The following is a 24,940-nucleotide window of genomic DNA, read 5'->3' as shown; positions in this document are numbered from 1 at the left end:
TAAAGCAAAGACGCACCCACGGCGCGCCGACCAATGCTACAGAATGCCTGCCGTTGCGGCACAACCGCTTTGCCAGGCTTTTATTGCAAAGTGTGTTGCTCGATGAATTCCATCGGCTGCAATCCTTCGCGGCTTACCAGTCGATTCAACTCGACCCGGGGCAAACGAACGGCCAGCAGGCAGATGCCTTCTTCGTCGTGTTCTTCTTTCTGTACCGCGCCGAGTTCGAAGAACTGCGCACGCAGTCGAGCGAACCGTTGCGGCAAGCGCAATGTCCCCACAAACAAATCACTGCCCAGCAACTCGGCAATGGCTTGCTCAAGCAATTCCAGACCCGTGCCATCACGCGCCGACAGCCAGACCCGCTGTGGCTTGCCATCGGCATCGCGCTGGATCTGTGGCTCAACGCCTTCAAGCAAATCGAGTTTGTTGTATACCTCGAGGATCGGCAAGTCCTGCGCCCCGATCTCGCCCAGCACCACCATCACCTGCTCGATCTGCAACATGCGATCCGGCTCGGCCGCGTCGATCACGTGCAACAGTAGGTCGGAGTTGCTCGACTCTTCGAGCGTAGACCGAAATGCCTCGACCAGCTTGTGCGGCAAGTGCCGAATGAACCCTACCGTGTCCGCGAGAACAATCGGCCCCAGGTCGTCCAGTTCCAGACGGCGCAGGGTCGGGTCCAACGTGGCGAACAACTGGTCGGCCGCGTACACCTCGGATTTGGTCACGTTATTGAACAGCGTGGATTTGCCGGCGTTGGTATAGCCCACCAGAGACACGGTAGGGATATCCGCACGGGAGCGGCCACGTCGCGATTGCTCGCGCTGGCTGCGCACTTTTTCCAGACGACCCTTGATCTGACGCAGACGTACCCGCAGCAGACGCCGGTCGGTTTCGAGCTGGGTTTCACCCGGGCCGCGCATGCCGATACCGCCACCCTGACGCTCAAGGTGAGTCCAGCCGCGAACCAGACGGGTGCTCATGTGATCAAGCTGGGCCAGTTCGACCTGGAGCTTGCCTTCATGGGTACGCGCGCGCTGGGCAAAGATATCGAGAATCAGGCCGGTACGGTCGATCACGCGACACTCGAAAACACGTTCGAGGTTACGTTCCTGACTGGGCGTGAGAATGTGATTGAAAATCACCAGATCGGCCTTCTCGGCATGGACCAGGTCGCGTAATTCTTCGACCTTGCCGCTGCCAATCAGGAATTTGGCGGTTGGCCGATGACGCGGTACGTTAAAAAACGCAACGGTCTCGGCGCCCGCCGAATTAGCCAATTCCTGAAACTCCTGCGGATCTTCGCGCGCCTCAGGGTCCTGACCTTCCAAGTGAACGAGGATGACTCGCTCACCACCACCGTGGCGCTCAAAGAACAAAGGAGACTCCTATCAGGCGTTACCTGGCTCAGCGTCACCTGCATCGGATTCGGTTGCGCTAGGCAGACGAATTGGACGTACTGGCACGACTGTCGAGATAGCGTGTTTGTAAACCATCTGGCTGACGGTGTTTTTCAGCAGGATAACGAACTGGTCGAAGGACTCGATCGTGCCTTGCAGTTTGATACCGTTGACCAGGTAGATGGAAACCCCAACTTTCTCTTTACGTAAAGTATTCAAGTAAGGGTCTTGTAGCGAATGCCCTTTTGACATGTGCCGCACTCCTTTAAGGATTCAATAATAAAAATAGGTAATTCAGATGGCTTTGGCCGCCACACCCCCAAGGATAGACGGCAATTGCAAGGACTCAGCTCAATATGGAGATGGTCCCAAGGTATTTCAAGGCGCGTGGCAGATTGTCGCAATCAAGACTGTCCAGCCAGTGCAGTTCTTCCCAGCTGCGCAGCCAGGTGAACTGGCGCTTGGCCAATTGACGCGTGGCAATGATGCCGCGTTCCTGCATATCAGCTAACGACAGCTTGCCATCCAGGTAGTCCCAGACTTGGCGGTAGCCTACCGCACGTATAGACGGCAACCCGGCATGCAGGTCACTTCTTTTACGCAGGGCTACGACCTCGTCGATGAATCCCTGTTCCAGCATATTTGTGAATCTTTGTTTAATGCGTTCGTGCAGTACCTGGCGATTTGCCGGAGCAATCGCCAAGTTCGCGACAGTATAGGGCAATTGTTGCCGTCCCGAAGCGGCTGCTTCAGTACTTTGCGCAGATTGTTGCTGACGCAGGGCGGTCATGCTCTGGCCACTGACCCGATAAACCTCCAGCGCCCGACTCAGGCGCTGCGGATCGTTCGGGTGAATGCGTGCCGCCGACACCGGATCGATGATCGCCAGTTGCTCGTGCAGGGCTTGCCAGCCAAGGCGCGCAGCCTCTTCTTCGATCTGTGCGCGGACTTCGGGATCCGCCGCCGGCATGTCCGCCAGGCCTTCAACCAACGCCTTGTAATAGAGCATGGTGCCGCCGACCAGCAGCGGAATTTTCCCGCGCGCGGTGATCTCGGCCATGGCTTGCAGGGCATCGCGACGGAAATCCGCAGCCGAATAGGCTTCAGCCGGGTCGAGAATGTCGATCAGCCGGTGCGGAAACTCGGCCAGCAATTCTTTGGAAGGCTTGGCGGTGCCGATGTCCATGCCGCGATAGACCAGCGCCGAGTCGACGCTGATCAGCTCGCACGGCAGGACCTTGGTCAGCTCGATGGCCAGGTCGGTCTTGCCCGCAGCGGTCGGGCCCATCAGGAAAATCGCTGGAGGAAGCTGGCTCATCAACGACCGCGCAGGAACAGTTTGTCCAGATCGTCCAGGCCCAGTTGGGTCCAGGTCGGTCGGCCATGGTTGCATTGACCGCTGCGCTCGGTGTTTTCCATGTCGCGCAGCAGGCCGTTCATTTCTGGCAGGGCCAGGCGCCGGTTGGCGCGGATCGCACCGTGGCAGGCCATGGTGCCGAGCAGTTCGTTCAGGTGTGCCTGAATCCGGTCGCTGGTGCCGTATTCCATCAGGTCCGACAGTACATCGCCCACCAGCCGGTTAGCCTCGGCCTGCTTGAGCAGCGCCGGAATCTGGCGGATCGCCAACGTTTCCGGGCCCAGACGCTGCAGCTCGAAGCCCAGCTTCTGGAACCATGCAGCGTGTTCTTCAGCACAATCGGCTTCACGCTGACTGACCGCCAGCGACTCCGGCACCAGCAGCGGCTGACCGCTGAGACCTTCGCTGGCCATGGCGATCTTCAGGCGTTCGTACATGATCCGTTCGTGCGCGGCATGCATATCCACCAACACCAGACCCTGGGCGTTCTCGGACAGGATGTAGATGCCCTTGAGCTGCGCCAGTGCGTAACCGAGCGGCGGAATATCTTCCTGACCGGCCGGCAGTGCGTTGGCATTCGCTTCCGGCAACGGTGCGAAGAACTCGCGGTAAGCGGCTTGAGCCTCGGCGGCCGGCGGCATCGCCGACTGCGGACGTGGCGTGTACTGATACTGATAAGCGCCGCCAGCGCTGGCACCCGAAGACGTGTTGAACGCCGGTTGCGCCTGCGGTTGCTCGAGCAGCGCATTGGCTGCCAGACGCATTTCGCCCTGCGGGCCGAACTCGCCGGCCTCGATGCCCGTTGGCCGAACGACAGCGGTCGTCACGGAGCCGGCCAATTGATCCTCGGGACGCACATCGCCCAGCGCACGGTGCAGCGTGCCGTAAAGGAAGTCATGCACCATGCGCCCGTCACGGAAGCGCACTTCGTGTTTGGTCGGGTGCACGTTGACGTCCACCGCCGCCGGATCAACCTCGAAAAACAGCGCAAACGTCGGATGACGACCGTTGAACAGCACATCGCGATAAGCCTGACGCACCGCGTGGGCCACCAGTTTGTCGCGCACCGCACGGCCATTCACAAAGAAATACTGCAAGTCCGCCTGGCTGCGGTTGAAGGTCGGCAACCCGACCCAGCCCCACAGGTGCAAGCCGTTGCGCTCGATCTCGATCGGCAGCGCCTGCTCCAAAAAGCCCGAACCACAAATCGCCGCCACCCGCCGGGCGCGGGCCGCATCATCGTGGGCCTCGTGCAGGCTGAGGATGGTCTTGCCGTTGTGGCGCAGATGGAAGGCGACGTCGAAACGCGCCAGCGCCAGACGTTTGATCACTTCTTGCAGGTGATCGAATTCGGTTTTTTCGGTCTTGAGAAACTTGCGCCGCGCCGGCGTGTTGAAGAACAGGTCGCGCACTTCCACCGAGGTACCGACCGGATGCGCCGCCGGCTGCACCCGAGGCGCCATGTCGCGACCTTCGGTTTCAACCTGCCAGGCCTGATCGGCATCGCGGGTGCGCGAGGTCAGGGTCAGGCGCGCCACGGAGCTGATCGACGCCAGTGCCTCACCACGGAAGCCCAGGCTCATCACCTGCTCCAGATCTTCGAGGTTGCGAATCTTGCTGGTGGCGTGACGGGCCAGCGCCAGCGGCAGGTCGTCGGCGGAAATGCCGCTGCCGTCGTCACGCACCCGCAGCAACTTGACGCCGCCCTGCTCGACATCGACGTCGATGCGCTTGGCACCGGAGTCGAGACTGTTTTCCAGCAATTCCTTGATCACCGAAGCCGGGCGCTCGACCACCTCACCGGCGGCGATCTGGTTCGCCAGCCGCGGGCTGAGCAGTTCGATGCGTGCGGCGTTCAACACCTGGTTCATTCTTTGGACGCCAGTTCGGTGCCAGGGATGGTCAGGTGCTGACCGACCTTCAGCTCATCGCTGCTGAGGTTGTTGGCGCTACGCAGCGTCGCGGGGGATACCTGATAACGCACCGCAATCATCGCCAGCGTTTCGCCCGGGCTTACGCGGTGATCACGCGGGCCTTGGGCGATCTTGCCGGAGTCACGCAGCCAGGCAATGTAGGTGCCCGGTGGCGGGTTCTGCTGGAAGAACTGGCGCACGCCGCTGCTGATCGAGCGCGCCAGCGCCTGCTGGTGGCTCGATGCCGAGAGTTTGTTCGCTTCGTTGGCGTTGGAGATGAATCCGGTTTCGACGAGGATCGACGGGATGTCCGGCGACTTCAGCACCATGAAGCCGGCCTGCTCCACGCGCTGCTTGTGCAGCGGGGTCACGCGGCCAATGTTGGTCAGGACTTTCTGACCGACGTTGAGGCTGGACGTCAGCGACGCGGTCATCGACAGGTCGAGCAACACACCGGCGAGCATGCGGTCCTTGTCGTCGAGGCTGACGTTGCCGGCACCGCCGATCAGGTCGGAACGGTTTTCGCTGTCGGCCAGCCAACGGGCAGTCTCCGATGTCGCGCCGCGATCGGACAGGGCAAACACCGAGGCACCGAAGGCTGCTGCAGATGGCGCGGCGTCAGCATGGATCGAAACAAACAGATCGGCACCCTTCTTGCGGGCGATTTCGGTACGGCCGCGCAACGGGATGAAGTAGTCGCCGGTCCGGGTCAGTTCGGCGCGGAAGCCTTTCATGCCGTTGACCTGACGCTGCAGTTCGCGGGCGATCTGCAGCACCACGTCTTTCTCACGCTGGCCGCGCGAGCCGGACGCACCCGGGTCTTCGCCGCCGTGGCCGGCGTCGATCACCACAATGATGTCGCGCTTGCCGGCCGGGGCCGGTGGCAGTTTGATCGCCGGTTCCGACGGTGTCACCGGCACTGCCGGCACGGTGGCGACCGATGGCGTCGGAGCTGGCGGCGGCGCCGCATCGGCCGGGTTGTCGAACAGGTCGACCACCAGACGGTTACCGTATTGCGCGTTCGGCGCCAGCGAGAAGCTTTTCGGGGTGACGGCTTTTTTCAGGTCGATGACCACCCGCAGGTCGGTCGGCGTACGCTGGGCCGAACGCATCGCGGTGATTGGCGTGTTGGCGGTCGAGACTTTCAGCGGCGCACCCAGGGTAGCGCCGTTGATGTCGATCACCAGCCGATCCGGTGCGGTCAGGGTGAAGACGCTGTGCTGCACCGGGCCGCTCAGGTCGAAGACCAGTCGCGTGTTGTCCGGCGCCCGCCACAGGCGCACGCTGTTGACCTTTGTCTCGGCCACAGCGTTGACGGTCACTGCCATCAACATCAGTCCAACGGCAGCCACCAACGCGCGAAAGCGCATACCTAACCCCATCATTTAATTGGATTCCAATGCCAAAGCGGCACACCAGGCCTCGCCACGCGAGCCCTGGGATAACATTTTCAGCGAACGCCCGCTGTCTTGCGGGCTAATGGTAATGGTCAGGTCAGGCTTTGGCAAAAAGCCTGCACCTTTATCGGGCCACTCGATCAGGCACAGGGCGTCGTCTTCGAAATAGTCGCGGATGCCGAGAAACTCCAGCTCCTCTGGATCGACCAAACGATACAGGTCGAAGTGGAAGGCGCGCACATCGCCGATCTCGTAGGGCTCGACCAGGGTAAAGGTCGGACTTTTCACCGCGCCGACATGCCCCAGCCCGCGAATGATGCCCCGCGACAGCGTGGTTTTGCCCATGCCCAGGTTGCCTTCGAGAAAAATCAGGCCGTGGCCCCGGGTAACGCGGGCGATCCGTGCGCCAAAGTCGCTCATGGCCTGTTCATCGGCCAGGTACAGGGTTACTTCAGACACGGTGCATGCTCCTCCAACAACTGACGAATGACTGGAATCAGATCACTGGCCGCCAGCCCACGGCCGAATTTACCTTGCTGCGCGCCGGCATTGGCGTGCAGCCAGACTGCGAGGCACGCGGCATCGTAGCCGTCCATGCCCTGCGCCAGCAGCGCCCCGATCAACCCGGCGAGTACATCGCCCAGACCAGCGGTGGCCATGGCCGGATGGCCTTGATGACACAGCGCCAGACGCCCATCGGGATGGGCGATGAGGCTGCCGGCGCCTTTGAGCACGACGACGGCCGAATATTTTTTGCTCAACGCCCGCGCGGCGGCCGGGCGGTCTGCCTGCACCTGGGCGGTATCGATTCCCAGCAGGCGCGCCGCCTCGCCGGGATGCGGAGTGATCACGCAATTATTGGGCAGGCTGACAAAACCGCTTGCCAGCAGATTCAACGCGTCGGCGTCCCATACCTGCGGCAACTGCGCATTGGCGGCGGCGGACAACAGCGCCCGGCCCCAGCTCGCTTGGCCGAGACCCGGGCCTACCACCAGCACCGAAACCTTCTCCAGTAGACCCATCAACTGATTGGCCGACGACGTGCCGAGCGCCATGACTTCCGGCATCCGCGTCAGCGCTGCCGGGACATGTTCCGGTCGGGTTGCCAGCGACACCATCCCGGCGCCGCTGCGCAGGGCTGTTTCGGAGCTGAGCAGAATCGCCCCGCCAAACCCCTGATCGCCGCCGATCAACAGCAAATGCCCGAAGCGCCCTTTATGCGCAGCGGGCGCACGCGCAGCCAGTCGCGGAAGATTAGCCGTCACGAGACGCACAGCGCTGGCAGGAACGTCACGGTAGACGTCGGCAGCAGCTTGCAGATCGTTAAACACCAACGCCCCGACCTGATCCGCCGCATCACCGGTGAACAGGCCGAGCTTCAAGCCGATAAAGGTCACGGTAAGGTCGGCGCGAACCGCAACGCCGAGAACATGCCCGGTATCGGCAGACAGTCCGGAAGGAATATCCACCGCCACCACCGGCAGGCCACTGGCATTGATTGCCTTGATCGCGGCGACATACGGCTCGCGCACATCGCCGGTCAGCCCGGTGCCGAGCAAGGCATCGACAATCACCCCAAGCAGCTCGCTGTGCGCAGTCCAGCCCTGCACGGCGACACCATCGTTGATGGCCTGCGCATAAGCCTGCGCCGCGTCGCCCTGCAAGCGTTGCGGATCACCGACGGCCAGCACCCGCACCGCCCACCCGGCACGGTGCGCCAGCGCGGCGATCAGAAAACCATCACCGGCGTTGTTGCCATGCCCGGCAAGCACAGTCATTTGATTCGCCGCAGGCCACTGTCGCACCAATGCGCGCCAGGTCGCATGAGCGGCGCGCTGCATCAATTCGAAGCCCGGCGTACCCGCAGCGATCAGCCGCGCATCGAGTGCTCGCACCTGCGCGGCGCCATACAGCGCGTCGGGTAATTCATCTTTCGTGTGCGGCATGCGTCTTCGGGCTCCGATGTCTGGCAGAATTATACGCACCTCAGCTCCGGTTTCTCTCGCCTCATGTCCGCCATCACCACAGATCTGCCCGCCCTCGCCCAATCGATCAAGGATTGGGGCCGCGAGCTGGGCTTCCAGCAAGTCGGCATCAGCGGTCTGGACCTGGCCGAGCATGAGCAGCATCTGCAGCGCTGGCTCGCCGCCGGCTACCACGGCGAAATGGATTACATGGGCGCCCACGGCAGCAAACGCTCGCATCCGGAGGAACTGGTTCCCGGCACGTTGCGTATAGTTTCGCTGCGCATGGACTACCTGCCCGGCGACACGCAAATGGCACAAATGCTGGCGCAACCGGAGAAAGCTTACGTTTCGCGTTATGCCTTGGGCCGCGATTACCACAAATTGATCCGTAAACGTGTGCAGCAATTGGCCGACAAGATTCAGTCGCAGATCGGCCCGTTCGGTTTCCGTGCCTTCGTCGACAGCGCCCCGGTGCTGGAAAAAGCCATCGCCGAGCAGGCCGGGCTGGGCTGGATCGGTAAAAATACGCTCGTGCTGAACCGCAAGGCCGGCAGCTATTTCTTCTTGAGTGAACTGTTTGTCGATCTGCCGCTGCCCGTGGACGAACCGCACAGCAGCGAACATTGCGGGCGCTGTACCGCGTGCCTGGACATCTGCCCGACCAATGCTTTCGTCGGCCCCTATGTGCTGGACGCCCGGCGCTGCATCTCGTACCTGACCATCGAACTGAAAAACGCCATCCCCGAAGACCTGCGCCCGCTGATCGGCAATCGGGTGTTCGGCTGCGACGACTGCCAGATCGTCTGCCCGTGGAACCGCTTCGCCCGCCCATCCGGGGAAAGCGATTTCAAGCCACGGCACAACCTGGACAACGCCGAACTGGCGGAGCTGTTCATGTGGGACGAGGACAAATTTCTCAGCAGCACCGAAGGCTCACCGCTGCGCCGCGCCGGTTACGAGCGCTGGCTGCGCAATCTGGCGGTCGGCCTGGGCAACGCGCCATCGAGCATTCCGGTACTGGAAGCCTTGAAGGCGCGCCGTGACTACCCATCAGAGCTGGTGCGTGAGCATGTTGAGTGGGCGCTGAAACAACACGGTCAATTGTAGGAGCTGCCGCAGGCTGCGATCTTTTGACTTTGATATTTAAAAGACAAGATCAAAAGATCGCAGCCTGCGGCAGCTCCTACAGGGGAATGCATTAATGCTCGTCGTTATAGACGAACTTGGGCATTTCCCAGTGGAAACGGATGGCCAGCAACCGCAGCAGAAAACCGCCGAACAACGTGATCAGGATCGCCTGCTCGCTTGGTACATTCAGGTACAGGCAGAGCATGTAGCACCACGCGGCGGCGAACGAGACGCTGGCGTACAGTTCGCGGCGGAAGATCAGCGGGATGTCGTTGCAGAAAATGTCGCGCAGGATGCCGCCGAAGACGCCGGTGATCACGCCGCTGACCGAGGCCACCAGCATGCCGTGGCCCATTTCCAGCGCAGTCATGCAGCCAATCAGGGTGAACGCCACCAGGCCGACCGCGTCGAGCACCAGAAACAGTGAGCGCAGGTGACGCATCCAACGGGCGGTGAATACGGTGAGCATTGCAGCGGCCGAAGTCAGCACCAAGTATTCCGGATGCTTGACCCACGTCAGCGGATAGTGCCCGAGCAACACATCACGCACCGAACCGCCACCCAGCGCCGTGACGCAGGCGATCAGCACCACCCCGAACCAGTCCATGCCGCGCCGCCCGGCAGACAGCGCGCCGGTCATGGCTTCGGCGGTAATGGCGATCAGATAGAGCATCAGCAACATGGTGGCGGTCCTGGCAGGAAGGCGCGCAGTCTAGCCATTTCGGGGCCGCACCAGAAGGGGGCGCGATCACGACAATCCTCTGTAGGAGCTGCCGCAGGCTGCTCCTACAGGGACGACATCAGAACTTGATGAAATGCTTGCGGTAGTGCTGCAGCTCGGCGATCGATTCGCGGATGTCGTCCAGTGCCAGGTGCGTGCTGCCCTTCTTGAAGCTGTCGCGCACGTCCGGTGCCCAGCGTGCGGCCAGCTCTTTGAGCGTCGACACATCGAGGTTGCGGTAGTGGAAGTAGCTTTCCAGCGCCTTCATGTGGGTATAAAGGAAGCGCCGATCCTGGCAGATGCTGTTGCCGCAGATCGGCGACTTGCCTTTTGGCACCCACTTTTCCAGGAAGGCGATGGTCTCGGCCTCGGCTTCGGCCATGCTGATGCGGCTGTCGCGTACGCGCTGGGTCAGGCCCGAGTTGCCGTGGGTGCGGGTGTTCCACTCGTCCATGCGGGCGAGCACTTCGTCACTGTGGTGAATGGCGATCACCGGGCCTTCGGCCAGGGTGTTCAGGTCACTGTCGGTGACGATGGTGGCCATTTCGATGATGACGTCGTTTTCCGGATCCAGACCGGTCATTTCCAGGTCGATCCAGATCAGGTTCTGCGGGTTTTGCATATTCGGGCTCCTAGGCAATGCTGCGCAGTTTAGCCTAGGCCGGTGCCCGGGCGTGCTAAACTCGCGGCCGTTTTACCTAATCGCTGCATTCTTCAGACGGAACACCCATGGCCAAACGCCAACTCAATCGTCGTCAAAACTGGCGCATCGAAAAGATTCAGGGCGAGCGCGCCGCCCGCGCCGCCAAACGCGAGTCCTCGGCGGTCGAAGCCCTCGAGGGCGGCGATCTGGGGCCTGAGCAACACGGTCTGGTGATCGCCCACTTCGGGGTGCAGGTCGAGGTCGAGGCTGTGGACGGCGATCTGGCCGGTCAGGTATTCCGTTGCCACCTGCGCGCCAACCTGCCGGCGCTGGTGACCGGTGATCGGGTGGTCTGGCGCGCCGGCAACCAGGGCATCGGCGTGATCGTCGCACAACTGCCGCGCACCACCGAACTCTGCCGCCCGGACAGTCGTGGCCAGCTCAAGCCGGTCGCTGCCAACGTCGACATGATCGTCATTGTCTTCGCGCCACTGCCCGAGCCGCATGCCAACCTGATCGACCGCTACCTGGTGGCCGCTGAACACGCCGGCATCCGCCCGTTGCTGCTGCTGAACAAATTCGACCTGATCGACGAGCAAAACGCCCCGGCGCTCAATGCCCTGCTGGCGGTGTACCGCACGCTGGGTTATCCGGTGCTGGAAGTCTCGGCGCATCACGGCAATGGCATGGAACAGTTGCAGAAGCAGCTCGACGGGCGCATCAGCGTGTTCGTCGGCCAGTCCGGCGTCGGCAAGTCGTCGCTGGTCAACAGCCTGCTGCCGGAAGTCGAAACCCGTGTCGGCCCGTTGTCGGAGCTGTCCGGTCAGGGCACGCACACCACGACCACCGCACGCCTGTTCCACTTCCCGGGCGGCGGCGAGCTGATCGACTCCCCGGGTATCCGTGAATTCGGCCTGGGCCACGTCAGCCGCGCCGACGTCGAAGCCGGTTTCATCGAGTTCAACGACCTGCTCGGCACCTGCCGCTTCCGCGACTGCAAACACGATCGCGAACCCGGTTGCGCACTGCTCAAGGCCCTGGAAGACGGCCGCGTGCAGCAGCAGCGGATGAACAGCTACCGCTCGATCATCGCCAGCCTGCCGGAAAACGGCTACTAAACATCTGCACCGGCAGCCTCTCGCCCGAGGGCTGCCGGATGTCGGACCACGCCTGACAAATCCCCGATTCCGTTAAACGTCAGACTCTTCTGACGGACCCGCCCGCACCTGTTTGCAGGACATTTCTCTTTCACCGCCCAGCCCTTGTAGGCCCGCGTCAGATGCCTAGATTGGGGTCCTCCTTCGCACCTTCGAGGAACCCCATGCAGACCTACCATTTGTTCATCAGCCATTCGTGGAACTACGCCCACGCCCACGACAATCTGGTACGCCTGCTCGGCGCCAGACCGGATTTCAGTTTCAAGAATTTTTCCGTGCCGCCGCACAACCCGATCATGGGCGCGCAGACCGACAAGCAGCTTGAAGAAGCCATCGAAAACAAGATTCGTCCGTGCTCGGCGGTGCTGATCATGGCCGGGATGTATTCGACTTACAGCAAGTGGATCAACAAGGAAATCGAGATCGCCAAACGCATGGGCAAAGTGATCATCGCGATCAAGCCGTTCGGCGCCGAGCGCATTTCCACTGTCGTGCGTGAGGCGGCTCACGCCGAGTGCGCGTGGAACACCAACAGCATCGTCAGTGCGATTCGTCTGCACACGGCGGTGTAACCATGCGCAAAGGACTGTTTATCGGCATCAACCACTACGACCACGTCTCGCCCTTGAGCGGCTGTAGCAACGACGCCATGGCCATGGCGTCGGTGCTGGAGCGTCACGCCAACGGGCGACCGAACTTCAGCAGCAAAGTGCTGACTTCAGCCGAAGAAAAACTCACGCTCAACCACATGAAACAGCAGATCCAGAGCCTGTTCTCAGGCGACTGTGACGTGGCACTGCTGTACTTCGCCGGCCATGGTCAGTTCGACACCAGCATCGACGAAGGACTCCTGATTCCCCAGGACTATCAGCCTGGCGGAGACGGGATCCGCATCAGTGACATTCTGGAGTGGGCGGACAAGGCCCCGCACATCAAGAACAAAATCATCATTCTCGATTGCTGCCAGGCCGGCGCAGCAGGCGCCGTGCGTAATCTGCGTGGCGGCAGCAGTGTGATCGGCGAAGGCGTGACCATTCTCACGGCCTGCAAAAAAGAACAGTACGCTGTGGAGAGTCGCGGTCATGGCGTCTTCACGGATCTGTTGCTGCAAGCGCTGCACGGTGGCGCTGCCAACGTACTCGGCAAAGTCACCCCCGGTAGCGTTTATTCGTTTGTCGACAATGCGCTGGGCGCCTGGGAACAGCGTCCGGTGTTCAAGACCAATGTCTCGCAGTTCGTGCCGCTGCGCGAAGTCGCGCCGCTGATTGCCGAGGAAACCCTGCGCAAACTCAAGGACTGGTTCCCCGAGCCAAGTTTCGTCTTCCGGCTCGATCCCAGCTACGAGCCCACCGAAGCGCTGTTCGACCCCGAGCACGGCGACATCTTCAAGCAACTGCAAATGTGCAACCGCCACAGCCTGATCGAACCGGTGGATGCCGAACACATGTACTACGCCGCGCTTCACTCCACCGGCTGCCGCCTCACGGCGCTCGGCGCCTATTACCGCGAACTCGCCATAAAAGGACACTTCTGATGCCCGTATTCATCAGCTACCGCCACATCGATCGTCCGCAAGCCATGGCGATCAATGCCCAATTGATGCAGGCCAACATCAAGACCTACCTCGACGTACTCGACCCGGAATCGCAGACCACCGACGACATCACCGGGGTGATCACCCGCAACATCACCGAATGCACACACCTGCTGGCGGTGGTTTCGGAGAAAACCGCACTGTCGTGGTGGGTGCCGTTCGAAATCGGCGAAGCGACCATCAGCAACCGACGGATCTGCTCGTTCCGCACCGGGCCCGCGCGGTTGCCGGAGTATCTGGACAAGTGGCCGAAGCTGAGCACAGCCAGTGATCTGAATTTCTTCATCGATGCCTATCGTGAAGAAGTGTCGAGCAAGCGCTCGATGACGCTGGATTCGAGCAACGAGTCCTTCAGCGGCACCTATAAGCGCAACGCCGATCTGTTCCATGAACAACTGAAAAACCGGATTCGGCGCGGTTTCTGAAGCCGATCAACAGCCACAAAAAAGCCGACATCACTGTCGGCTTTTTTGTCGGTCACTGCTTCGGCGCAGGAGCCGGTGCAGCGGCTGGCGGAGCTGTTGGCGCTGGCGCTGCAGCCCCCGGTGCGGCCGGTTTCGGTGCGGCGTCGTCGAACAGGTTCAAGCGTTCGCGCAACTCGTGGGCCGGCACCGGTTGCTGGTCTGCCGGCAACGCGTTCGGATCGACCGGCGTCGCCGGAGCGGCGCCGTTCTGACCTTCGGCCGCAGGCTTGGCTGCGTCGGCACCTTGCGAGCCTTCGATGGCCGCTTGCGCTTTTTTGGTCAGGACCACGATGTCGATGCGGCGGTTGACCGGGTTGAACGGGTTCTCCTTGTCGAACAGCGCCGAGGAGGCATAACCGACGACCCGCGCCACCTGCGAATCCGGATAGCTGCCGGCCACCAGCGCACGCCGCGCGGCGTTGGCACGGTTGGCCGAGAGCTCCCAGTTACCGAAATCACCGGTGCCGGTGTACGGCTTGGCATCGGTGTGACCGCTGATGCTGATCTTGTTCGGCACCGCTTTGATGGTGTCGGCCATGGCCAGCAGGATGTCTTCGAAGTACGGCTTCAGACGTGCCGAACCCGAGTCGAACATCGGCCGGTTTTCGGCGTCCATGATCTGGATGCGCAGGCCGTTCGGGGTGATCTCGAACAGGATCTGATCCTTGAACTTCTGCAGCTGCGGGTTCTCGTCGACCTTGTTCTGCAGTTCCTGCAGCAACAGTTCCAGGCGTTCTTTCTCGACCTGCTCGGCCATGCCTTCGACCTGCTCGGTGTCGACCGTGACCTTGTCCGGTTGCGGCTGCGATTTCACTTCAGGGTTGAGAGTGTTTTCCGGCGCCAGGGTCGGTGTGCCGCCCAGATCGATGATGTACGGCGTGCCGCTTTCGGAGAAGCCGACCGGATCCTTGAAGTAACCGGCGATGGCGATCTTTTGCTCCGGGGTTGCGGTGGACAGCAGCCACAACACCAGGAAGAACGCCATCATCGCCGTGGCGAAGTCGGCGAAGGCGATTTTCCACGCCCCGCCGTGGTGCCCACCGGCTATGCGCTTGACGCGCTTGATGATTATCGGCTGATTATTTTCCATGGCTTAGCGACCGCGAACGGCTTGTTCCAGCTCGGCGAAGCTTGGACGGTGCGCCGGGTACAGAACCTTGCGCCCGAACTCCACCGCCAGCGATGGCGGCATGCCGGAAGCCGACGCCACCAGCGAAGCCTTGATGGCTTCATAGACGTTCAGCTCTTCCTTGGCATCGTGCGCCAGGGAATGCGCCAACGGGCCGAAGAAGCCGTAGGCCGCGAGAATACCGAAGAAGGTACCGACCAGCGCCGCACCCACGTGCAGACCGATGGATTTCTGATCGCCTTCGCCCAGGGACGCCATGGTCACCACGATACCCAGTACCGCCGCGACGATACCGAAACCGGGCATGGCGTCGGCGATGCCGTTCACCGCATGGGACGGGTGCTCAAGGTCTTCCTTGAGGCTGTAGAGCTCCATGTCGAACAGGCCTTCCAGCTCATGCGGAGCCATGTTGCCGGAGGACATGATGCGCAGGTAATCGCAGATGAACGCGGTCATGCGCTCGTCTTTGAGCACGGCCGGGTACTTGGCGAAGATCGGGCTCGCAGCGGCGTCTTCGATGTCGCCTTCGATGGCCATCATGCCTTCGCGGCGGCTCTTGTTGAGGATCTCGTAGATCAGGCCCAGCACTTCCAGATAGAACGTGTGGCTGAAGCGCGAACTGAACATGCTCAGGGATTTCTTGAGCACGTGCATCGTCATGTAACCGGGGTTGGCCTGGAGGAATGCACCGAGGGCCGCACCACCGATGATCATCACCTCGAAGGGCTGGATCAGGGCGGCAATTTTGCCGTGGGAGAGCACGTATCCGCCGAGCACGCTCGCGAATACGACGATGATGCCGATAATTTTAGCCATAGGTAGAAAGTACTTACTTAAGTCGGGTTCAAGGTCATATTCGGAAGTTAAAAAATCTCTTCTTCTACTTATCGGCAAAACTGCGCCAGACTATAGCCAGTTCAGGCGAAAAGCCAATTTAGCCCATGCCGGGCGCGTCTACAGTCAGTGAAGATCCCGTCCAGACATGGCTAATGAAACGAACGTCCCACACGTAAAACCGACCACCCTCGAAGGCTGGGTCAAGCTGCTCGACAGCGTCCGGCTGCCCGTGCCGCAAGAGGCTCACGACAAGGTGTGCCGCGCGATCCGTGACAACCGCAGTTCGCTGCGCGACATCGCCGACCTGATGCAGGACAGCCCGGCACTGGCCTTGAGCATCATCCGTGAGGCGAATCGTCACACCCACGGCACCCTGGCCGCTGCGGCGGAAAATCTCGAGGTGGCGATCAACCGCCTGGGCCTGGCGCGTACCGAAGAATTGCTCGCGCGCCTGCCGGTCGAACCGCAGATGCAAATCCCCAAAGCCCTGCGCCAACTGCAAATGATCAGCCAGCACGCCACACAACAGGCCAACGGTTTTTTTGCCAGTCGCCTCGCGCGCCTGTGGCAGGACATTCATTGGGGCAGCCTGTTGTTTCTGTCGCCATTATGGCCGCTGGCGCTGACGTTTCCCGAGTTGCTCGAAGAGTGGGAGCTGCGGGTGATCCACAAGGGCGAATCGGCGCTGGTGGTCGAGAAGCAACTGTTTGGCGTACGCCTGCTGAAGATCGCCGAGTCACTGGTACAGGTCTGGCACCTGCCGATCTGGGTGCAGCAAGGCTATAAACTGCTGCTCAGCGAACAGCGCGAACTGGTGAAAGTGCTGCGTATCGCCCGCGACAGCGAGCATCCGCTGCGCCAGCAGAATCGCCTCGATGACGATCCGACTTTGCGCCGCTGGCTCAATCAACCGGCCAACACCGTATTGCTGGCCAACGGTCTGGCGCTGTCGGCGCAACAGGCCTGGGACAGTCCGCACAGCGAGCGCTGGCAGTACCTGACCAGCCTTTATCTGCAAATCTCGATGGATGAAGTGCAGCAGCAGTTGCACCAGCAAGCCGCCAACAGTGCGCGCCAGCATGCCATGCCCGATCTGTGGCACCCGGCCGTTTCATTATTGTGGCCGTGGGGTACCCATCGTTTGCCGGCCGGGATGCTGCCAGCGGCCGCGCCGAGTGCCGAGGACCTGACGCAATGGCGCCGGCAATGCGCCGAACTGCTGGCCGAGCCGAGCCGCTTCACCAATGCCATGAGCCTGACCGTCGCCGCGCGCGATGCGCTGGTCGCCAGCGGCATGCGTCGGGTGATGATTCTGATGGCCGACCGCACGCAGTCCAATCTGCGCGTACACCAGACCTTCGGTTTGCCGAAGGAAGCCGCCGCGCTGAATTTTGTCGTCAGTCAGAGCAAAGTCCTGCAACGGTTACTCGCGCAGCAGGCACAAGTACGGATCAACCCCGAGAACAACGCACAGTTTTCCGCATTGTTGCCGCCGGGCCTGCGTTCGCTGTTCCGTGGCGAGCACCTGTTCCTGCGCTCACTGGTCAATAACGGCCGGGTGATCATGATCGTCGTGGCCGATCAGGGCGGCGGGCCGTTCGCCGACATCACCGTTCAGGCATTCGGCAAAACTGCACAATGCATCGAGAAAGCCCTGCACAGCTTTAGCAGCCGTGGCCGATGAGGCTGCGCTACAATCCCCCCCTTTGTGCTCTGGAGACCTCACATGTCTGACTTCTCTGGCTTGCCGCTCGTCATCGAGCCGAGCGACCTGCTCCCGCGTCTCGATTCCCCTGAACTGATTCTGGTGGATCTGACCAGCCCTGCCCGCTATGCCGAAGGTCATCTTCCCGGCGCACGCTTTGTCGACCCGAAACGCACCCAGCTCGGCCAGCCGCCGGCGCCGGGACTGCTGCCGGCCAAAGCCGATCTGGAGGCGTTGTTCGGTGAGCTGGGGCATCGCCAGGATGCGGTCTACGTGGTCTACGACGACGAGGGCGGCGGTTGGGCCGGACGTTTCATCTGGCTCCTGGATGTGATCGGTCACGACAAATACCACTATGTCGACGGCGGTCTGCCGGCGTGGCTGGAAGCGGGCATGCCGATGTCGATCCAGGTGCCGCCTGCGGTGGGCGGCCCGGTGGCGCTGACCCTGCACGAAGGGCCGACCGCCACTCGCGAATACCTGCAAAGCCGTCTCGGCGCCGCCGATCTGGCGATCTGGGATGCCCGTGGGCCACTGGAATATTCCGGCGAGAAGGTGCTGGCCGCCAAAGGCGGACACATCCCCGGCGCGGTGAACTTCGAGTGGACCGCCGGCATGGACAAGGCGCGTCAGCTGCGGATCCGCACGGACATGCCGCAGATCCTCGAAGACCTCGGGATCACCAAGGACAAAGAAATCATTACCCACTGCCAGACCCATCACCGGTCGGGCTTCACTTATCTGGTGGCCAAGTCCCTCGGTTATCCGCGGGTCAAGGGCTACGCCGGTTCCTGGGGCGAATGGGGCAACCACCCTGATACGCCTGTCGAGATTCAAGGTTCTAAGGACAACTAATGAAAGAGCGTCTGTTTATCCTCAGCCAGTACCTGCTGCCTCATCACCTGCTGTCGCGTCTGGCCGGCTGCATTGCCGAGTGCCGCGTGCGCTGGTTCAAGAATGCCTTCACCCAGTGGTTCGCCAAGCGTTATCAGGTGGACATGTCGCAAGCGCTGGTCGAAGACCTGACCGCCTACGAGCACTTCAACGCGTTCTTCACCCGTGCCCTGAAAGACGGCGCGCGTCCACTGGACCAGACCCCGGGCGCGATCCTCAGCCCGGCCGACGGTGCGGTCAGCCAGCTCGGCCCGATCGAACACGGTCGCGTGTTCCAGGCCAAGGGCCACAGTTTCAGCGTGCTGGAACTGCTCGGCGGTGATGCGGCGAATGCCGCACCGTTCATGGGCGGCGACTTCGCCACCATTTACCTGTCGCCGAAGGATTACCACCGCGTGCACATGCCGCTGGCCGGCACCCTGCGCGAAATGGTCTACATCCCGGGCCGGATTTTCTCGGTCAACCAGACCACTGCGGAAAACGTGCCGGAACTGTTCGCCCGCAACGAACGTGTGGCGTGCATTTTCGACACCGAGCGCGGACCGATGGCTGTGGTGCTGGTGGGCGCGATGATCGTCGCTTCGATTGAAACCGTATGGGCCGGTCTGGTGACCCCGCCGAAGCGCGAGCTGAAAACCTTCCGCTACGACGAAGCTGCCCGTGCGCCGATTCATCTGGAAAAAGGTGCTGAACTGGGACGCTTCAAGCTGGGTTCGACCGCGATCGTGCTGTTTGGCCCGGATCAGGTGAAATGGGCTGAAGAGTTGGTCGCCGGTTCGCCAGTACAAATGGGCCAGGCTCTGGCACTGCCAAACGCCTGATACATCGGCGCCCCCGTGTAGGAGCTGCCGCAGGCTGCGATCTTTTGACTTTGTTTTTAAAAACCAGGATCAAAAGATCGCAGCCTGCGGCAGCTCCTACCGGTTGAAGGCCGACATGCTCATTTGCTGCTATGGTTTTTGGCATGAGCCAGACCATTTCCCCCCCGCTGCTGAGCGCTCCGATTCCCACGCAGTCGCGCCTGTCGTTCTGCGAAGCCACCCCGCGCGACCTCAAGCGCTGGATCGCCGGCCTGCCCAAGGCGAACATCGGCGAAACCGCCCGCCAGTTGTACCAAGGCCTGGGCGAACTCAATCAATTGCTGACCCCTAGTGACAATCGCTTGCAACTGCTGGAGCTGCTGCGTCCTGAGGTGTATTTCGTCTGTCAGCATCTGGAACGGCACTTCCTGCATCAGGCGATCATGCTCGATGACCGTTCGCGCAAGATCAGCAACCTGTGTCAGGCACTGCAAAGTCAGTTGGCCATCGGTTACAAACAGATCGCGCTGCGCATCGTGCCCAAATACCACAAGGATCGTGCGGCGCTGGTCAGTCAGGCCCTGCAACGCGCTGCGCATGCGCTCAAGGGACAACTGCTGCGCGCCGCGCAGCTGTATAGCCCGGCGCCGGAGCAACTGTGGTTCGAGCTGCATCAGTTGTATCGCTGCGCCTGCGGCTTGCAACTGCAACAGCGTCGGGTGCACGACGACCTGGCGAGCCTGACCACCGAGCTGAGCCTGGAGCAGACCTACATCGCCGCGCTGCTGTTGGGCAGCGCTCGTTGCAACCAACTGCGGCAGAACCAGATCGCCCGACTGGCTGAGGTGCTGGAGCCGTGGAGCGCCCTGCTCAGACTGCATCCCGGCAGCCCGGACGACGGGCTGTTCGCCATCAGCGCCGATCTGGACACCGGCCCGCGCTACCGCAGCATGTTTCGCCAAGAACAACAGGGCACCCTGCTCGGCGTCAATCCGCAGCCGCTGGTGAATGTCATCGAAGCGCATTTACTGCATCAGGAAACATCGACGCCACTGCCCGTCCCGTCGGGACTGAGCCTCGACACCCTGCAGCATCTGCACGCCAGTTGGGGCCAGACCGCCGAGCGCAGTTTTCAGCGCACCCCCGGCCAGGGCAACCTGACCGTGTGCGTCGGCATGAGCGCCCTGCACTTCTACCTGGGAGGCGAACGCACTTTCAGTGAGTTGCTCAAGCATCCCGGCGCCCGCGCGGCGAACTTCAGCCGCGCGGTGGCCAAGGGCGAAAAAGACAGTTGGAGCCAGGCGTTCGACGCCGCCCCGCAAAACAGCGCTGAGGAATTTCTGCCGTACGAAGAGATTCAGTACGACCATATCGGCGAAGACGACAGCACAGCCGACCACACTCCGCACTACCCGACTTACACCTTGCCGGTGATCAACCATAGCCCCGGAGGTTATTGCCTGGGCTGGCCGAACGAAGTGCCCGCCGAGTTGCAGGCCGGGGAGATGGTCGGGATTCAGGACAGTTCGAATCAAGGCTGGAGCATTGCGGTGGTGCGCTGGATTCGTCAGGTACGCGGTGGCGGACCGCAAATGGGCCTTGAGCTGGTGGCGCCGCACGCCGAGCCCTGCGGTTTGCAACTGGTGCGTTCGCGGGACGATCACAGCCACTACTTGCGAGGCCTGCTGCTGCCCGAGATCAGTGCCATCGACTTGCCCGCGACCTTGCTGGCCCCGCGCCTGCCGTTTCAGGAAGGCAATAAAGTACTGATCAACACCCATGGCGAAGAACACCGCGCCGGGCTGGATCGACGGGTGGCGAGCACACACAGTTTCAATCAGTTTGCCTATCGCTCGCTGGAAGCCGCACGCAATGGCGGGGGCGAGGAGGATTTCGACTCGTTGTGGAAATCGCTTTGAAAGCAAAAGATCGCAGCCTGCGGCAACTCCTACAGGAAAACGCGTATTCCAGTGTAGGAGCTGCCGAAGGCTGCGATCTTTTGATCTTTAATTACAACTGCCCGTCGCGATCGCGAAAGCCCAGCAGATACAGCACACCATCCAGCCCCAGCGTGGAAATCGCCTGCTTCGCCGACTGCTTGACCAGCGGCTTGGCGCGGAATGCCACACCCAGACCGGCAATCGCCAGCATCGGCAGGTCATTCGCACCGTCGCCGACGGCGATGGTCTGCTCCAGACGCAAGCCTTCCTTGTGCGCCAGTTCCTTCAGCAGATCCGCCTTGCGCTGGGCATCGACAATCGGTTCGATCGCCACGCCGGTGCACTTGCCGTCGACCACTTCCAGTTCGTTGGCGAACACGTAGTCGATGCCAAGTTTGGCCTGCAACTGTTTGGCGAAGTACGTGAAGCCGCCGGACAGGATCGCGGTCTTGTAGCCCAGACGCTTGAGTTCGGCGAACAGGGTTTCGGCACCTTCAGTCAGGCGCAGCGAGGCGCCGATCGAATCCAGTACGCTGACATCCAGGCCTTTGAGCAACGCCAGGCGCTCCTTGAAGCTGGCGCGGAAGTCCAGTTCGCCCGCCATCGCCCGCTCGGTAATGGCCGAGACTTGCTCGCCGACACCGGCGGCCTTGGCCAGTTCGTCGATGACTTCGGCTTCGATCAGGGTCGAGTCCATGTCGAACACCGCCAGACGCCGGTTGCGCCGGAACAGCGAGTCTTCCTGAAAGGCGATGTCGACGTTCAGCTCCTGCGCGACGCTGAGGAATTCGGCACGCAGCGCCTGCGGATCAGCCGCTTCGCCACGCACAGAGAACTCGATGCAGCCCTTGCCCTTGTCCGCCGGCGTGTCCAGCGGCATGCGACCCGACAGACGGTCGATATGGTCGATATTCAAGCCATATTTGGCGGTGATCGAGCTGACCGCCTGCAATTGGCCGGCGGTCACTTTGCGGGTCAACAGGGTGACGATGTGGCGTTTCTTGCCCTGATTGCCCACCCATTGCTGGTAATCCTCTTCGGACACCGGGGTGAAACGCACCTGCTGGTCGAGCTCGTAGCCCTTGAACAGGATGTCCTTGAGCACGGCTTTGCCTTGCTCGGAGTCGGGAATCTCGACCAGGATGCCGAACGACAGGGTGTCGTGGATCACCGCCTGACCGATGTCGAGAATGTTCACACCACCTTGTGCCAGAACGCCAGTAATGGCCGCAGTCAGACCCGGACGGTCGACTCCCGTGATGTTAATCAGGACGATTTCGCGCAACGCGCACCCCCGCAACTGGAAAAAAACCGCATTCTACCCACTTTCAGTGACCATCGGGCACCGCGAGCGCTTTGCCGGTCTAGGGCCTGTCGCTATACTGCGCGTCAACTTCACGGACAAAAGAGCCGAGCTCAGTGAACCGGCCCACGCCAGTTAAAACCGATAACTTCTTCCTGCTGATCTTCCGTGCACTGCGTCATCGCCGTGTGCCGATTGCATTGCGCATTGCCAGCCATAACGTGATCCTGGTCGCTCTGGCCCTGGTGATCTATGCCGGGGTGATGGGCTTGCAGTTCAAGCAGGCCATGCACGAGCAGGCCGACGCGCTGGGCGAAAGCCTGACTACGCAGACCGCCACCTCCGCCACTGAACTGTTGGTGTCCAACGACATCCTCAGCCTCAACGTGCTGCTCAACAACCTGACCAAGAACAAGCTGGTGGCCCACGCGGCCATCTATAGCGTGGACAACCGCATCCTCGCCGAATCCGGTCAGCGCCCCAAGCACAGCCTGTTGGGCGAAGCCGAAGGCATGTACGAGAGCAAGATCACCTTCCAGGACGTGACCGCCGGGCAACTGCGCATCAGCCTGGACATGGATCAGTTCCAGCAGCCGATGACCATCAGTCTGCAGAGCATGGGCATTCTCAGTGCGATCCTGTTGGCGCTGTCGCTGGCCCTGAGTCTGCGCATGGGCCGCTATCTGTCGACGCCGCTGCTGCAATTGCGCGTCTGGCTGCGCAACATCGACGAATACACCCCGGGCACCGACCGTCAGGACGAGATCGGCGATCTGGCGCGTCAGCTGCACGCCAACTTCGCCCCAGAGCCTGCGCCCAAACCCGAGCCCGAGCCGGAACCCGAGTTCGAAGAAGAGGATGAGCCAGAGTTCGAAGTGCGCAACCTGCGTGACCCGAGCTTTGACGAAACCCGCCCGATGGCTGCGCAAAAACCTGCACCGCGCCACGTGGTCAGCACCGTTGAAGACGATGAAGACGACGACGCTTTTGCTGACCTGCGCGACGAATCGCTGGATGCAGCGCCGCAACCGATCACGCGCAAGGCCACGCCTAGCGTGCCCCAGCACAGCGCGGTACTGGCCGTGCAACTGGGCTCGCAGGAACAACTGCGGCGCCTGCCGCGTGCCCGTCTGGAAGAGTTGCTGGAGCGCTATCGCGATTGCCTCGATCAGGCCGCTTCGCTGTATCAGGGCGAGATCGAAACCCTGAACGACGGCAGCACGCTGATGCTGTTCCACACCGAAGACAGCGGTGACGACTACCTGACCAATGCGATCTGCTGCGGTGAATTGCTGCGGGCGCTGGGCCATCAATTGCAGATCGAAGTCGCCGACAGCGGCATCACCTTGCAATTGCAGCTGGGCCTGACCCTGGGTGAAGACCTGTTCGGTCTGAGCCAGATCGACTTGCTGCTGACCGACTCGGCCCAGGATGCCCTGGCCTTGTCGCAGCACAGCCGCAACCTGCTGCTGGTCGAGCGCAAGATCGGTGACGACGGGCTGATTCGCCAGCGTGCGCGGATCCGTCCGATCGCCAGCCCTGAGGGGGCTTGCTGTGTGGAGCGCTTGATGGAGCCTTATCCGTCGATGCTCGAGCGGCAACTGGCGCGGATGCATGAGCGCCGGGCGTAAGCTTCAGGCCTGATGCACAGAAGCCCGCAGACAAGTGATTGTCTGCGGGCTTTTTTGTTGCCTGTACCGGCCCTTTCGCGAGCAAGCTCGCTCCCACAGTGGACGGTGGCTGCCACAGACACCTTCAAGACCTGTGGGAGCGAGCTTGCTCGCGAAGAGGCCCGCACTGACGGCAAAGATCTCCAGCCCCCAGACACAACAAAGCCCGCACAAGGCGGGCTCTGGTTTGACGCTGATGCAGACTTAGAAGCGGAACACTTCCATATCGGTACGAATCGGCGAGGCCATCGGGATCTTTGGCTGTTTCTCGGCATCCGCTGCCGGCGCGGCCGGTTTTGGCGCCGCTTTGCGCGGTGCTTCGGCCACCGGCGGCTGGTTGGCCAATGGCTTGAGCGCCAGCGACAACTGCTCGGCCAGACGCTGCAGCAGAATCCCCTGTGCTTGCACCTGCGAAGCCGTGGTCCCGGCATGCAACTCTTGCAGATGAACGATGCGGTTATCGCGTACCTGCCCACGACGGTCGATCAGACGCCATTGCGCATCGAGGATCGCCGGTTGTTTCTGACCGGAATCCAGTCGCGTGATGGTCAGCAATACCTGCACATCCGGCGTGAAGCCCAACGTCGCTGGTGCCAGCACCACACGCTGACTGTCCAGATGACCCGCCACCTGTCGCATCAGCAATTGATCGATATCCGACGAAAGGCTGCCCGCCCAGCGACCATCGGTCGAGGCTTGCAGGCTGCCGTCGGGCTGACGCTGCAGCAGGGTTTCTCGTTGCAGGTAATCGGCCACGACGATCGGGCCCAACAAAACCGCCATGCCAGCGCTTTGCGCAGGCTGAACCGGACTTCCGCTGTCCAGTTGATACAGCGACACCGGCTGGTGAACGCTGCAGCCCGCCAGGCCCAAAACGCCAGCGAGCAGGAAAATAAGAGGGCGCAGAGCAGTCATCAT

The 24,940-nt window shown here is 61.7% G+C and carries 23 protein-coding genes; 10 read left to right on the top strand and 13 right to left on the bottom strand.

Going from position 1 to position 24,940, the window contains the following annotated elements; translation table 11 throughout:
- Positions 1-80: 80 nt before the first annotated feature.
- From hflX to ACYZUM_RS29655, 7 genes are all read right to left on the bottom strand, one after another.
- On the bottom strand, positions 81-1,382 hold the full coding sequence (hflX, locus tag ACYZUM_RS29685) for a ribosome rescue GTPase HflX (protein WP_003221114.1): 1,302 nt from the start codon (positions 1,380-1,382) through the stop codon (positions 81-83).
- Positions 1,383-1,394: 12 nt separating this feature from the next.
- Positions 1,395-1,655, bottom strand: a complete 261-nt coding sequence (gene hfq, locus ACYZUM_RS29680) for an RNA chaperone Hfq (protein WP_003221112.1) — start codon at positions 1,653-1,655, stop codon at positions 1,395-1,397.
- A 94-nt stretch (positions 1,656-1,749) separates the two neighbouring features.
- Complete coding sequence (miaA, locus tag ACYZUM_RS29675) at positions 1,750-2,721, bottom strand: tRNA (adenosine(37)-N6)-dimethylallyltransferase MiaA (RefSeq protein WP_108181510.1); 972 nt, start codon at positions 2,719-2,721, stop codon at positions 1,750-1,752.
- Positions 2,721-4,622 (bottom strand): DNA mismatch repair endonuclease MutL, encoded by a 1,902-nt coding sequence (gene mutL, locus ACYZUM_RS29670; RefSeq protein WP_186448485.1) that lies wholly within the window; start codon positions 4,620-4,622, stop codon positions 2,721-2,723. The genes miaA and mutL overlap by 1 nt, the downstream gene beginning before the upstream one ends.
- Before the next feature lie 5 nt (positions 4,623-4,627).
- Positions 4,628-6,007: an N-acetylmuramoyl-L-alanine amidase gene (locus ACYZUM_RS29665; protein WP_373557748.1), complete on the bottom strand. Its 1,380-nt coding sequence runs from the start codon at positions 6,005-6,007 to the stop codon at positions 4,628-4,630.
- Between the two features lie 51 nt (positions 6,008-6,058).
- Complete coding sequence (tsaE, locus tag ACYZUM_RS29660) at positions 6,059-6,529, bottom strand: tRNA (adenosine(37)-N6)-threonylcarbamoyltransferase complex ATPase subunit type 1 TsaE (RefSeq protein ID WP_108181508.1); 471 nt, start codon at positions 6,527-6,529, stop codon at positions 6,059-6,061.
- Positions 6,517-8,016, bottom strand: coding sequence for an NAD(P)H-hydrate dehydratase (locus tag ACYZUM_RS29655; protein ID WP_108181507.1), 1,500 nt, complete (start codon positions 8,014-8,016; stop codon positions 6,517-6,519). Before ACYZUM_RS29655 ends, tsaE begins: the two co-directional genes overlap by 13 nt.
- A 63-nt stretch (positions 8,017-8,079) precedes the next feature.
- On the opposite strand from ACYZUM_RS29655, the gene queG reads away from it, so the two are divergent.
- Positions 8,080-9,144, top strand: coding sequence for a tRNA epoxyqueuosine(34) reductase QueG (gene queG, locus ACYZUM_RS29650; protein WP_108181506.1), 1,065 nt, complete (start codon positions 8,080-8,082; stop codon positions 9,142-9,144).
- A 91-nt stretch (positions 9,145-9,235) separates the two neighbouring features.
- Here the strand turns inward: queG and ACYZUM_RS29645 are convergent, their stop codons facing one another.
- Both ACYZUM_RS29645 and orn read right to left on the bottom strand, forming a co-directional pair.
- Positions 9,236-9,847 (bottom strand): trimeric intracellular cation channel family protein, encoded by a 612-nt coding sequence (locus ACYZUM_RS29645; RefSeq protein ID WP_047290974.1) that lies wholly within the window; start codon positions 9,845-9,847, stop codon positions 9,236-9,238.
- Positions 9,848-9,965: 118 nt separating this feature from the next.
- The gene (gene orn, locus ACYZUM_RS29640) at positions 9,966-10,508 is read right to left on the bottom strand and encodes an oligoribonuclease (protein WP_003221098.1); all 543 of its coding nucleotides are present in this window, start codon (positions 10,506-10,508) and stop codon (positions 9,966-9,968) included.
- A gap of 107 nt (positions 10,509-10,615) precedes the next feature.
- Here orn and rsgA point away from each other — a divergent pair, with 107 nt between their 5' ends.
- The 4 genes from rsgA (at position 10,616) to ACYZUM_RS29620 (ending at position 13,705) form a co-directional block, all read left to right on the top strand.
- Positions 10,616-11,647 (top strand): small ribosomal subunit biogenesis GTPase RsgA, encoded by a 1,032-nt coding sequence (gene rsgA, locus ACYZUM_RS29635; protein WP_041065716.1) that lies wholly within the window; start codon positions 10,616-10,618, stop codon positions 11,645-11,647.
- A 203-nt stretch (positions 11,648-11,850) separates the two neighbouring features.
- Complete coding sequence (locus ACYZUM_RS29630; RefSeq protein ID WP_041065719.1) at positions 11,851-12,258, top strand: TIR domain-containing protein; 408 nt, start codon at positions 11,851-11,853, stop codon at positions 12,256-12,258.
- Between the two features lie 2 nt (positions 12,259-12,260).
- Positions 12,261-13,220: a caspase family protein gene (locus ACYZUM_RS29625; RefSeq protein WP_108181505.1), complete on the top strand. Its 960-nt coding sequence runs from the start codon at positions 12,261-12,263 to the stop codon at positions 13,218-13,220.
- Positions 13,220-13,705, top strand: a complete 486-nt coding sequence (locus tag ACYZUM_RS29620) for a toll/interleukin-1 receptor domain-containing protein (RefSeq protein WP_041065725.1) — start codon at positions 13,220-13,222, stop codon at positions 13,703-13,705. Before ACYZUM_RS29625 ends, ACYZUM_RS29620 begins: the two co-directional genes overlap by 1 nt.
- Before the next feature lie 52 nt (positions 13,706-13,757).
- On the opposite strand, the gene motB is transcribed toward ACYZUM_RS29620, so the two are convergent.
- Both motB and motA read right to left on the bottom strand, forming a co-directional pair.
- The gene (gene motB, locus ACYZUM_RS29615; protein WP_007967412.1) at positions 13,758-14,834 is read right to left on the bottom strand and encodes a flagellar motor protein MotB; all 1,077 of its coding nucleotides are present in this window, start codon (positions 14,832-14,834) and stop codon (positions 13,758-13,760) included.
- Positions 14,835-14,837: 3 nt separating this feature from the next.
- Entirely contained in the window at positions 14,838-15,689 is an 852-nt protein-coding gene (motA, locus tag ACYZUM_RS29610; protein ID WP_007952169.1) for a flagellar motor stator protein MotA, read from the bottom strand.
- Positions 15,690-15,855: 166 nt separating this feature from the next.
- Between motA and ACYZUM_RS29605 the strand changes: the two genes are divergently transcribed.
- From ACYZUM_RS29605 to ACYZUM_RS29590, 4 genes are all read left to right on the top strand, one after another.
- Entirely contained in the window at positions 15,856-17,394 is a 1,539-nt protein-coding gene (locus ACYZUM_RS29605) for an HDOD domain-containing protein (protein WP_108181504.1), read from the top strand.
- A gap of 42 nt (positions 17,395-17,436) precedes the next feature.
- Positions 17,437-18,270 carry a thiosulfate sulfurtransferase gene (gene rhdA, locus ACYZUM_RS29600; protein ID WP_047290968.1) on the top strand — a complete coding sequence of 278 codons (834 nt, stop codon included), beginning with the start codon at positions 17,437-17,439 and terminating at the stop codon, positions 18,268-18,270.
- Positions 18,270-19,130: an archaetidylserine decarboxylase gene (gene asd, locus ACYZUM_RS29595; protein ID WP_041065746.1), complete on the top strand. Its 861-nt coding sequence runs from the start codon at positions 18,270-18,272 to the stop codon at positions 19,128-19,130. The genes rhdA and asd overlap by 1 nt, the downstream gene beginning before the upstream one ends.
- 143 nt (positions 19,131-19,273) lie before the next feature.
- Positions 19,274-21,028, top strand: coding sequence for a molecular chaperone (locus ACYZUM_RS29590; protein WP_108181503.1), 1,755 nt, complete (start codon positions 19,274-19,276; stop codon positions 21,026-21,028).
- Between the two features lie 91 nt (positions 21,029-21,119).
- On the opposite strand, the gene serB is transcribed toward ACYZUM_RS29590, so the two are convergent.
- Complete coding sequence (gene serB, locus ACYZUM_RS29585) at positions 21,120-22,334, bottom strand: phosphoserine phosphatase SerB (RefSeq protein ID WP_007967407.1); 1,215 nt, start codon at positions 22,332-22,334, stop codon at positions 21,120-21,122.
- Between the two features lie 134 nt (positions 22,335-22,468).
- Between serB and ACYZUM_RS29580 the strand changes: the two genes are divergently transcribed.
- Entirely contained in the window at positions 22,469-23,983 is a 1,515-nt protein-coding gene (locus tag ACYZUM_RS29580) for an AhpA/YtjB family protein (RefSeq protein ID WP_041065751.1), read from the top strand.
- 243 nt (positions 23,984-24,226) lie between these two features.
- On the opposite strand, the gene ACYZUM_RS29575 is transcribed toward ACYZUM_RS29580, so the two are convergent.
- Complete coding sequence (locus ACYZUM_RS29575) at positions 24,227-24,937, bottom strand: PqiC family protein (RefSeq protein ID WP_108181502.1); 711 nt, start codon at positions 24,935-24,937, stop codon at positions 24,227-24,229.
- Between the last annotated feature and the right edge of the window lie 3 nt (positions 24,938-24,940).

Source organism: Pseudomonas sp. m6p, from assembly GCF_055760375.1.
This window is presented reverse-complemented; position numbering and strand designations above follow the sequence as displayed.